The organism is Pseudomonas sp. Root562 (genome assembly GCF_001427125.1).
In the GTDB taxonomy this organism is placed as follows: domain Bacteria; phylum Pseudomonadota; class Gammaproteobacteria; order Pseudomonadales; family Pseudomonadaceae; genus Aquipseudomonas.
Window position 1 is genome coordinate 123,204 of the sequence record NZ_LMGK01000006.1, and the last position, 10,134, is coordinate 133,337.

The following is a 10,134-nucleotide window of genomic DNA, read 5'->3' on the forward strand; positions in this document are numbered from 1 at the left end:
ATAAAAACCAAACGAGCTGACATTGGGGAACTGATCCATGGACATTATGAAACGCATTCTGGGCGCCACTGTTTGTGGGCTGACGTTGCTTGCCAGCGCGGTGCAAGCCGAGCAGCGCGAACTGCGGGTGTACAACTGGGCGGACTATATCCTGCCGTCCGTGCCCAAGGACTTTGCCGCCAAAACCGGGATCAAAGTGACCTGGGACACCTTCGACACCAACGAGTCACTGGAAGCCAAACTGCTGACCGGTAACTCCGGATACGACCTGGTGGTGCCGTCGAACCAGTTCATCGAAACCCAGATCAAGGCCGGCGTATTCCAGAAGCTCGACAAGTCCAAACTGCCAAACTGGAAGCACCAGGATCCGGCACTGCTCAAACTGCTCGACAAGAACGATCCCGGCAATCAATACGGCGTGCCTTACATGTACGGCACCGTGTTGATCGGATTCAACCCGGCCAAGGTCAAGGCCGCGCTGGGCGAAAATGCCCCGGTAGACAGTTGGGACCTGGTGTTCAAACCCGAGAACATGGAGAAGTTGAAGTCCTGCGGCGTCGCCATGCTCGACTCGCCTTCGGAGATCCTGCCGCTGGCCCTGCATTACCTGGGACTGGACCCGAACAGCCAGAACCCGGACGATTACGAAAAGGCCAAGGCCTTGATGCTGAAGATTCGGCCTTACGTCACCTACTTCAACTCGGCCAAATACATGACCGACATCGCCAACGGTGATATCTGCGTGGCCATTGGTTACTCCGGCAGCTTCTACCAGTTTGGCAATCGCGCCAAAGAAGCCGGCAACGGTGTGGTGGTCGACTGGCGTTTGCCGAAGGAGGGGGCGCCGATCTGGTTCGACACGTTTGCCATTCCAAAAAGCGCGAAAAACGTCGAAGAGGCCCACGAGTTCCTCAACACGCTGCTGGACCCGAACGTCATCGCGCCGATCAGCGACTTCCTCGGTTACCCGAATGCCAACAAGGATTCGCTGGCGCTGATCAATAAGGAAATCACCGGCAATCCGAACCTGACACCGACCAGCGAGGCGTTGAAAACCCTGTACGTCGTGCAGCCGCTGCCGCAGAAACTCGAACGGGTACGGACGCGGGTGTGGACGGCGATCAAGTCGGATAAATAAGCCCGGACCACACCTATCCCTGTGGGAGCGAGCCTGCTCCGGGCGGCGACCCGATGATGAGACCTGCCAGTCAACGATAACGTTGAATGACAGCTCGCTCCCATAGGCTGTGACTTCAGCCGCGCTGCGCGACAGGCTGTTCAGGCTGCGACGCGCGCTGGCCCTTGCGATAAGTCAGCAACACAATCCCGGTCACAACGATCACACCACCCACCACTTGCCCGGCACTGAGCATCTGGTCCAACACCACCCAGCCCATCAACAGCGTGGCCAACGGCTCGATGTTCATCACCGGAGCGTTGCGCGGCATGTCCAGGCGCGGCACGCAAATGAACAGCACGATAAATCCGGTGCCGTACAGTACAACCAGTGTCGCCAGCGCCAGCCACCCGGTGCTGGTGGCCGGAAGGTTCAAGCCACCAGGCAGGGCGCCGCTCATACCGGCCAGATTGATACTGCTGAACACGATGAAAATTGTCAGCAGGCTGCGCACCGATCCACGAACCTCGGCCAACTTGTGGTCGGTGATCCACAACGCACAGGCAAACACGCTGGCCGCGCAAAAGGCCAGGGTCACGCCCAGCCACCATTGCGGGCCGACACTGGCGTTGTCCGCGAGGCGACCGGGGACATCCAGCACAAATACCAGGCCCAGCAAAATCAGGCCCATCAGCGCGGCGGTGCGTGCGGTCGGACGCGGACCTCCCAACGCCCAGGTGAGCAGCGCCAGCAGAATGGGAAAGACATTGGCCACCAACAGTGCCAACGCCACCGGCACCCGTGCGACCGCGGAATACAGGCACAGGCTTTGGGTAGCGATCAGCAAGCCCAACAGCAATTGCCAACGCCAGGCACCCGCCGGCAGGCGCAGCGTCTGGCGTTGCCAAATGACCAAAGCGGCCAATACCAACAACGTCCCGCCCGAGCGCATCAGAATCGCCAACAACACACCCGCGCCGTCATCGAAGGCAACCCGCGCCGCCACATGGTTGCCCGCAAATGCACAGCCCATGCACAGTAAAATCAGCACGGCGAGATGGCGTGGGAAGGGCGCAGGCGCTTCTTGGCGGAAGGTTGGTTGGGTCATGGCAGTGTCTCGAATTGAGTGCGCTCTCAAAAGAAATGAGGTGCGAATATTTATTATGTTGTCGTACAACTAGAGGGGTTTGTAACGCATTTGGCTTGCATGAACAAGGTCGAAGGCTTTGGAGAAGGGAGTTTAGCGCCTATTGATCGCAAACAATGAGTCAAGAGATCGTATGACTTGAAATGGATTGTCCTTCCAGTCGATACAGTTCCTGTTGTACAAAATCGGCAAACAGCTTGATCCGGATCGGTGTCAGTACACCAAACGCATGCAGGGAATGGATGGCCAGCGACGGCAACCGATGGCCGGGCATGATCTGCATCAACTCACCGCGATCGAGCTCTTGCTGGACCGTGCATTTCATCAAATACGCAACGCCCAGGTTTCCCAATGCGGCGGCACGCAAGCCGAATCCCGAGTCCAGACCTATTCGGCCACGGGGCACCAACGTTTCACCGTTTTCAAAAATGATGGGCAGGGTTCGACCATTGAGTTGATAGCGCACGAAGGGCAGAGCGCGCAGTTCTTCGAGGGTGTGCGGGGTTCCCCATTCGTCGAGGAACTTCGGTGAGGCCACCAACGCCATGTCGAGTTGGGCGAGGGTACGGCTTTTCAGATCGCTGTCAGACAGGTTGCCGGCGCGGAAAATCACGTCATAACCTTCACGAATCACATCGACATGGTGGTCGAGCAACGTCAGGTCCAGTTCCACCTCCGGGTGCTCGGCGAGAAACACCGAGCTGATCCTCGGCATCAGCAATCGTCCGAGGTCACTCGGCATGCTGACCCGCAAATGACCGCGCGCACCCCCGGTGTGGCGCAACGCATCGGCGCAGTCATCGATGGCCTGCAACAACGGCGCCACACGCTCGAAAAATGCCTGCCCCTCGGGCGTAAGGCTGAGCATCCGCGTGGAGCGGCGAAACAGCTTGGCATTCAGTTCGGATTCCAGTCGGGCGATGCTTTTGGAAATGGCCGACGGCGTGGTCCCGGCGTTGCGTGCGGCAGCACTGAAAGAACCGGCTTCCACCGCGCGGACAAAGGCAATCAGGCTGGCCGACTGGTTCAACAGGCTGGGCATCTTGTGACTCCGAAGCACAACTGATGTGCCTTTTTCTGGACTGGTTGGCGCTGGGGCGAGCGACATAATACTGCGCTCCTTCAACAATCGGAGTCAGTAGATGCAACGTCTTCAAGGAAAGGTCGCAGTGATCACCGGCGGCAACAGCGGCATAGGCCTGGCGTCGGCGTGCCTGTTCGCCAAAGAGGGCGCGCAGGTGATTATCACCGCACGTCGACAAGAAGTGCTGGACGAAGCCGTGCGCCACATCGGTCACGGCGCTTTTGGCATCAAGGGCGATGTCGCCAGCCTCGAGCACCATGCCGAGGTCGCCGAGCAAGTCCGGGTGCGCTTCGGTGCGTTGGATATCTACATGGCCAACGCCGGGGTCATCACCCTGACGCCATCGCAGCAGGTCACTCCAGCGGAGTTCGACGCGCAATTCAATATCAACACCCGAGGCGTGTTCTTTGGTGTGCAGTCGATCGTGCCGCTGATGCGCGACGCTGGCAGCATCATCCTGACCAGTTCCCTGGCGGCCACGAAAGTGCTCGAAGGGCATGCGGTGTATGCCGGTTCCAAAGCGGCCATCGGCGCTTTTGCGCGCAGCTGGGCGCTGGAGCTGCGGGCGCGGCGCATACGCGTCAATGTGCTCAGCCCGGGGCCGGTCGATACTGCGATCATCGGCAAGCTGGGCGTTTCAGAAGAAGCCCGCCCCGGCTTCGAGCAAATGATGGCGGCCATGATTCCCGCCGGTCGACTGGGGGAGGCCGACGAGCTCGCACAAGCGGCGCTGTACCTGGCCTGCAGCGACAGTTCGTTCGTCAACGGCATCCAATTGCATGTCGACGGCGGCATGTCGCTGGTCTGATAACCGCCTCAGAACGTGCAAACCGCATCGGTAAACACCACCCGGCCGAACTGCGCGTTGGCGTCCAGCGGGGTGATGGCCAACAGTTGATCCAAGCGGATTTCCTGTTGGCCGTCAGCCGTTTCAAGCTCGAGGAATTCTTCCTTGTCGGCGGACGTTCGCGTAGTCAGCGCCTTCGCTTCCAGGCGGGCGCCATCCTTCAACTCGATGTCCAGTCGGTAACCGCGCATGCAGGCGATTTCCAGATAGTCGTACAGGTCGCAGTTCATGGGCTGGTAGGTGTTCATTTCGTTACTCCTGGCAACCTTGCAGTTTGAGGATGAAGTAACCCTGCTTGCCGATCGCCGCTGCCACTTCGGGATGGGTCGGTTCGACGTGACAGAACTGGCAGCGGTCCTGGGCGATATCTTCGTCCTGTATGCCCTGTTCATCAAGGAAGCGGCGGGCATAGGTTTTCGCCAGTTCGGCGTCGTTACGCTCGATCAGCACATCGAAGTGCAGGTAGCGGCCATCTTTGGTGCGCACGTGGGTATCGAATACGTTCACGCTCATTATTTGCTCTCCTTGAGTTTCCAGGTGCCGGGCAACGACAGGTCACCCGAGGCAATGTCATAGACGCTGCTGACGCACAGCAATGGGTTGTGCAGGTCGGCATTGACTTTCAGTGCAGCGGTGACGCCGTCGTAGTTGAAACTTTCGGGGAAGCCGACTGCCGCCAACGGCACATGGATTTTCGCGGCGTTTTTCTCGACGCTCAGGTCGTAGCCGGGGGAGTCGATGTAGATCGGAGCGCCAGGCCAGGTGGCCGGTAACTTCGGTTTGGCATCCTTGGGAATGTCGCGGACTTTCAAACCGCCAGGCCCACAACTTTCGTCTTTGCTCAGCACCACCCAGTGCGAGTGCCAGAGGCCGCCGTCGTTATCCTTTTTGCCGTCCTTGTTTTCGTCCAGCTGCGGGGTGTCATCGAAATCCGGGTGAGAGGTCAGCGCCAGGGCCAGGATCCCGGACTTCGCTTCAAAGCCGACAACGGAACTGTCGAGGCTGGTAGGCCAGACATAACTGAACACCTCGGCCCCGGCAAACGAACCCTTGGCGGTTGGCACGCGACTGCCGGCCTGGCCATCGACCAATTGTTCGAACACCAGATTGCTGCCTTCCTTGAAAACCCGGGTATTGACCAGATCGAACGCGGCATCGGCTTTGCCTTTGTCGCTTTGGATGCCTTGTTTGTCATGGGCCACAGCCTGTGTCGCCAGCAGCGTGCCAAGGGTGAGTGCCAGAGCGGTTTTCATGTATGCCTCCGTTTGGAAGTAAATTAGGTTTCGAATCGACACCACAAATCCTACGACAAGCCGATATTTTGTCAATAAGGTTTTTATCCGATACTATTTATCAACGCTTTTGATCAGGAATGTCCTCGTGCTTTTTGATTTGCTGGAAAGGTTGTCGAGCCTGACTCGGGTCTGGTTTCGTGAGCACCCGCTGCTGACGGACCTGCAGCCGATCCAGCTCAGCGCCTTGATGTACCTCGGCCGATGCAACCGCTACTCCGACACGCCGCTGGCGGTGACCGAATATCTGGGACTGACCAAAGGCACGGTGTCGCAATCGCTCAAGGCTCTGGAAGGCAAAGGACTGCTGACCAAACAGCCAGATGCCCGGGACAAACGCAGCGTGCACCTGAAACTGACGGCTCCGGCACAGGCGTTGCTGGACGCCGTGGTGCCACCGGATTTTCTGGTCAATGCCGCCCAGCGCATGGGTGCGCGGGCAGTGGATCTGGAAGGCTTGCTGCTGGAGCTGTTGCGCAACATCCAGCAAGGTGAAAATGTCCCGAGTTTCGGGCTGTGCCGAACCTGCCGTTTTCATCAGGCAGTGGCGGGTGGAGCGTTTTGCGGACTGACACAGGAACCACTGGAATTCACAGAAGTGGATCTGATTTGCCGCGAGCATCAAATTCGCGATCCGGCATGAGGCGCCATCGTCTGAGATAGACTCAACAGCGACTAGCCGACAATGGAGTGACCCCCATGGCAAGACTGCGATGGACTCGCTGATCACCGCCGCCGCCCAGGCGCTGGCAGCGGGGGATCCGCTGGGCGCGCTGGACAGGGTCGCGTTGCGTGACGATGCACCGGCGCTGGCGTTGCGCGCAATCGCCATGGCGCAACTGGGTGATCTGGTACGGGCCAAAGCACTGGTGCGCCGGGCAATACGGGCGTTCGGGCCAAAGGAAGCGCTGGCTCAGGCGCGTTGCATCGTCGCCGAAGCCGAGATCGCATTGGCGTCGCGGGACCTCGGCTGGCCAGTGAAGGCGCTCGATGCGGCGCGGGTCACGCTGCAAGCTCACGGTGACAGGGTGAACGCGGCCCATGCGCGCTACCTGCACATCCGCCGCCTGTTGCTGATCGGCCAATTGGATGACGCCCAGGACAACCTCGCGCAACTTGACCCTTCGACATTGCCACCCGCTTTGCACGCCACCCATGAGCTCGTGGCGGCGGGCATCGCCATGCGTCACTTGCGCTCACAAGCTGCGCGTGCGGCGTTGGCCCGGGCCAAGTTCGCCGCGCAGCAATCCGGCATTCCCGCGTTGATAGCAGAAGTCGACAGCGCGCTGCGCTTGCTCGACAGTCCCGCCGCACACTTGATCAGTAATGGTCAGGCGCGACCCTTGTTGCTCGATGACGTCGAAGCATTGCTGGCCTCGACATCGCTGGTGGTCGATGCCTGCCGGTTCGTCGTGCGCGGTGCGGGCATGTCGGTGTCCCTGTCGAAACGTCCGGTGCTGTTCAACCTCGTACGGACATTGGCCGAAGCCTGGCCGGAAGATGTTGCGCGAGAAACGCTCATCGCCCGGGCCTTTCGCCTGAAGCTCAGCGATGAATCCCATCGCGCCCGGCTAAGGGTCGAAATCGGCCGCTTGCGTGCAGCGCTCAAACCCTTGGCCAACGTGATCGCCACCAAGCGCGGGTTTGCCCTGATCACCCACGTTTCACCTGACGTAGTGCTGCTTACGCCACCGGTCGAAGAAAAACACGCAGCGGTGTTTGCACTGCTCGCCGACGGCGAAGCGTGGTCGAGTTCAGCACTAGCCCTGGCGCTGGGCAACAGCCAGCGCAGCGTGCAACGAGTTCTCGAAACACTGGCAGCACAGGGCAAGGTTCAGTCGTTCGGGCATGGGCGCGGGCGGCGCTGGATGACGCCACCAGTGCCCGGTTTCGCGACGACCTTGTTACTCCCGGTTCCGCTGGCCGGTGGCTAGGATGAACGCCACCAAACCCTTTCGAGGAACACCGAAATGAAACAGTCAGCCGCAGAAATCATTCGTGAATACGGACCTTTTGAAGGTGTAGACGATGTGCATGGCGTGACCTGGGATGGTCAGCAGGTGTGGTTTGCCACTACCGGTAAACTCATCGCACTCGACCCTTCAAGCGGCGCAACGGTGCGTTCGCTGGATGTCGCCGCCCACGCCGGCACCGCATTCGATGGCAAGCATTTATTCCAGATCGCCGAAGACCGCATCCAGAAAATCGACCCGCAAACCGGTCGCGTGCTCTCCACCATCCCGGCCCCCGGTGGAGGCAACGACTCAGGAATGACCTGGGCTGAAGGCTCGCTGTGGGTGGGGCAATACCGCGAGCGCAAAATCCACCAGATCGACCCCGAGAACGGCAAGATCCTGCGCACCCTCGAATCCAACCGCTTTGTCACGGGTGTGACCTTCGTCGATGGCGCGCTCTGGCATGGCACGTCGGAGGCCGAAGAAAGCGAACTGCGGCGCATCGACACGAACACCGGCGAGGTGCTCGAAAGCCTGAAGATGCCGGAGGGCGTAGGCGTGTCCGGTCTTGAGTACGATGGCGGCGAACGATTTTTCTGCGGTGGCGGCAGCAGCGGGCGGGTGAGGGCGGTTCGTCGTCCTTGATGAAATCCCGGCGTTAAATTGTTTGTGGATGTCGGTCCGCTGACTCATAGGAATCCAGCGTTTCGGTGACGATCGACATCCACTGCGCCAACTCTCTGCTTCTGAATCAGGCCAGCACCTCGCAAATCCCACCGTCTTCAGACCTTTCCTACGTCCCGCGCTTTCTTCCCGCAATCGATCAAGACGTTTCTCGCTGACGCCTCGGAAGCCTCCGGTTTTAGCCCTGCAGCTCATCCGTTAACGTTTTTGAACTGAGTCACTAATTGACGCCGGAATAATGGCTAACTAATATCGCGCCACTATTTTGATATTACTTTTGTTTTCGAGGGATCGACATGTTCTCACCCGCCTTCGCGGCGAGGTTGTGCCTGGCTTTGCTGTGCCTTTCTCCACTGCGTCTTGCTCACGCTGCGCCCACGCCGGGAGATACTGACCTGATTCGCGAACGCCAGGATCGCTTGCTCGAAGAACAGCGCCGGCGCCTGGAAGAGCTCAAGGAATTGCCCGGCAAAGAAGTCAAGCCCGCGCAACCGACGGCTCCTGTCGATACCCGTTGTTTCCTCATCAAGGACATCGAACTCAAAGGTGCCGACAGCCTTTCGGCCGACGAAAAAACGCAACTGCTCAAGCCCTACATCGGTCAATGCCTGGGCGTTGCGCAGCTCAATGAACTGCTTAAGGTCATCACCGATCGCTACATTGAAAAAGGCTTGGTCACCAGTCGTGCCTACCTGCCGCAACAGGACTTGTCTGGCGGGCACCTAAAGGTATTGGTGGTGGAAGGCCGGCTCGAAAGCCTGAAAAGTGCGCCCGAAAGCGGCGTGTCCGAGCGTGAATTGGCCATGGCGTTTCCTGGCAAGACCGGTGCGTTGGTTAACTTGCGCGAGATCGAGCAACTGGTCGATCAGCTCAATCGCCTGCCCTCCAATCAGGCAAAAATGGAGCTGGCCCCCGGCAAGAACGTCGGCGGGAGCGACGTGCTGGTCACCAACACCGCGCAGAAGCCCTGGCGCGTCGGGCTTTCGCGCAGCAACGACGGCCAGCGCAGCACGGGCGAACAGCAGTGGGGCACGACGTTCGATTGGGACAGCCCGCTGGGTCTGGCCGATCAGTTGATGTTGCGCGGCGGTCACGACGCGATGACCGACCACCAGCACACCTCCAACAACGCGCTGCTCAATTACAACCTGCCCTGGGGCTGGTGGAACTTCAGTTACACCTACAGCCAGAGCGAGTACCGCTCGCAGATCGCTGCCAACGGCTACAACTTCAAGCAGACCGGCGACAGCCAGAACCATCAGCTGCGCGCCGAGCGGGTGATCCACCGCGATGCCGTGAGCAAGACTTCGCTCAATGCCGGCCTGTCATACCTGCGTACCAACAACTTCATCGAAGACAGCAAGCTGAAGCTCAGCAGCAACCGCATCAGCGAAATGCAGTACGGCATCAATCACGGACGGCGGGTGGGCAGCGCGTTCGTCAACCTGGACCTGGGTCTGCAACAAGGCATCGGCGCTTTCGATGCGCAAGGGAACGGCCATCCGGGGCCGGGCCAACCAAACGCACGCTACCGCAAATACACCGCCACCACGACCTACCTGCAGCCGTTCAAGTTGTGGGGCGAGTCTTTCAGCTTCACCAGCCTGATGACCGGACAACGCAGCGAAGACATTTTGTTCAGCCCACAGCGCACCAGTCTCGGCGGTCTGTCGTCGATCCGTGGCTACAAGGATCAATCCCTGTCCGGTGACAGCGGAGGTTACTGGCGCAACGACCTGCGTTGGACTCGCCCGGTCAGCGCCGACTGGCTACGCCCGGCGTTCGCCGAATACGGCGCCGGACTTGGCTACGACCAAGGGGTTATTAGAGGTGATCGCTACAACGGCGATCAGCACGGACGCCTGTCGAGCAATTCGCTGGAGCTGTTCGCCCGTGGCCAGCATTTCGCTGCAAGCGTGACCTTTGCCCACTCCCTGGAACGACCGGATGCGCTTTACGAGCGCGAAGCACCGATTTACTTCCGCATGGATTTTTTCCTCTAACTGCC

11 protein-coding genes are annotated in these 10,134 nt (G+C 59.7%); 6 read left to right on the top strand and 5 right to left on the bottom strand.

The genetic code is table 11. From position 1 onward, the window contains the following. The first annotated feature begins 37 nt into the window (after nt 1-37). A complete protein-coding gene (locus ASD60_RS07510) occupies nt 38-1,138 on the top strand; it encodes a polyamine ABC transporter substrate-binding protein (protein WP_056853397.1) in 1,101 nt (366 codons plus the stop codon). Nucleotides 1,139-1,253: 115 nt separating this feature from the next. On the opposite strand, the gene ASD60_RS07515 is transcribed toward ASD60_RS07510, so the two are convergent. Beyond that, nucleotides 1,254-2,225 carry an EamA family transporter gene (locus ASD60_RS07515; RefSeq protein WP_056853398.1) on the bottom strand — a complete coding sequence of 324 codons (972 nt, stop codon included), beginning with the start codon at nt 2,223-2,225 and terminating at the stop codon, nt 1,254-1,256. 160 nt (nt 2,226-2,385) lie between these two features. Next, nucleotides 2,386-3,306 carry a LysR family transcriptional regulator gene (locus tag ASD60_RS07520; RefSeq protein WP_056853399.1) on the bottom strand — a complete coding sequence of 307 codons (921 nt, stop codon included), beginning with the start codon at nt 3,304-3,306 and terminating at the stop codon, nt 2,386-2,388. Between the two features lie 100 nt (nt 3,307-3,406). Between ASD60_RS07520 and ASD60_RS07525 the strand changes: the two genes are divergently transcribed. Continuing rightward, nucleotides 3,407-4,156 carry an SDR family oxidoreductase gene (locus ASD60_RS07525; protein WP_056853400.1) on the top strand — a complete coding sequence of 250 codons (750 nt, stop codon included), beginning with the start codon at nt 3,407-3,409 and terminating at the stop codon, nt 4,154-4,156. A gap of 8 nt (nt 4,157-4,164) precedes the next feature. On the opposite strand, the gene ASD60_RS07530 is transcribed toward ASD60_RS07525, so the two are convergent. The 3 genes from ASD60_RS07530 to ASD60_RS07540 are packed head-to-tail and all read right to left on the bottom strand — an operon-like array spanning nt 4,165 to nt 5,448. Next, a complete protein-coding gene (locus tag ASD60_RS07530; protein WP_056853401.1) occupies nt 4,165-4,443 on the bottom strand; it encodes a Rho-binding antiterminator in 279 nt (92 codons plus the stop codon). 4 nt (nt 4,444-4,447) lie between these two features. Next, nucleotides 4,448-4,708 (bottom strand): DUF2024 family protein, encoded by a 261-nt coding sequence (locus ASD60_RS07535; RefSeq protein WP_056853402.1) that lies wholly within the window; start codon nt 4,706-4,708, stop codon nt 4,448-4,450. After that, on the bottom strand, nt 4,708-5,448 hold the full coding sequence (locus ASD60_RS07540) for a hypothetical protein (RefSeq protein ID WP_056853403.1): 741 nt from the start codon (nt 5,446-5,448) through the stop codon (nt 4,708-4,710). The genes ASD60_RS07535 and ASD60_RS07540 overlap by 1 nt, the downstream gene beginning before the upstream one ends. Before the next feature lie 127 nt (nt 5,449-5,575). Here ASD60_RS07540 and ASD60_RS07545 point away from each other — a divergent pair, with 127 nt between their 5' ends. The 4 genes from ASD60_RS07545 (at nt 5,576) to ASD60_RS07560 (ending at nt 10,129) form a co-directional block, all read left to right on the top strand. Next, nucleotides 5,576-6,130, top strand: coding sequence for a MarR family winged helix-turn-helix transcriptional regulator (locus tag ASD60_RS07545; RefSeq protein ID WP_056853404.1), 555 nt, complete (start codon nt 5,576-5,578; stop codon nt 6,128-6,130). Between the two features lie 70 nt (nt 6,131-6,200). Further along, nucleotides 6,201-7,421 (top strand): hypothetical protein, encoded by a 1,221-nt coding sequence (locus tag ASD60_RS07550; protein WP_056853405.1) that lies wholly within the window; start codon nt 6,201-6,203, stop codon nt 7,419-7,421. 36 nt (nt 7,422-7,457) lie between these two features. Then, nucleotides 7,458-8,087 (top strand): Vgb family protein, encoded by a 630-nt coding sequence (locus ASD60_RS07555; protein WP_056853406.1) that lies wholly within the window; start codon nt 7,458-7,460, stop codon nt 8,085-8,087. Between the two features lie 335 nt (nt 8,088-8,422). Beyond that, a complete protein-coding gene (locus ASD60_RS07560; RefSeq protein WP_056853407.1) occupies nt 8,423-10,129 on the top strand; it encodes a ShlB/FhaC/HecB family hemolysin secretion/activation protein in 1,707 nt (568 codons plus the stop codon). Nucleotides 10,130-10,134 lie beyond the last annotated feature (5 nt).